Origin of the sequence: Microbacterium sp. AISO3 (assembly GCF_002204305.1) — a bacterium.
GTDB lineage: Bacteria > Actinomycetota > Actinomycetes > Actinomycetales > Microbacteriaceae > Microbacterium > Microbacterium arborescens.
In genome coordinates, this window is the sequence record NZ_NHRF01000127.1 from 1 (window position 1) to 411 (window position 411).

Genomic DNA, 411 nt, shown 5'->3' on the forward strand with positions numbered 1-411 from the left:
CCCTGCAGCAGTACTTCCCCGCATCCGCCACCTGGACCCGTCCGGAAGGCGGCATGTTCATCTGGATCACCCTGCCCGCGCATATCGACGCCATGCAGTTACTGGACCAGGCCATCGCGCAGAACGTCGCCTTCGTCCCCGGCGCGCCGTTCTACGCCAACGAGATCGAAAAGAACACCCTGCGGCTCAGCTTCGTCACCGTCCCGCCCGAGAAGATCCGGGAAGGCGTGCAAAAGCTGGGCGCGCTGATCGCCAGGATGCTCTGATCCGCGCTGCAGCTTGCACCGCAACGGGCCCGTCGACGACGGGCCCGTTTTTTTGTTGTGATCGCGCATAGCAGGTAGACAAAAAATCAATGCCTGACCTACACTGCAAGGCTTGAAAAAAAGGCAATAAACAATAAGAGTCGGC

1 protein-coding gene is annotated in these 411 nt (G+C 59.9%); it reads left to right on the top strand.

Annotated features, from left to right (window positions below; genetic code table 11):
• Nucleotides 1-266: aminotransferase class I/II-fold pyridoxal phosphate-dependent enzyme (locus CBF90_RS16645; RefSeq protein ID WP_141097226.1), on the top strand; the 266-nt coding region annotated here is incomplete at its 5' end.
• Between the last annotated feature and the right edge of the window lie 145 nt (nt 267-411).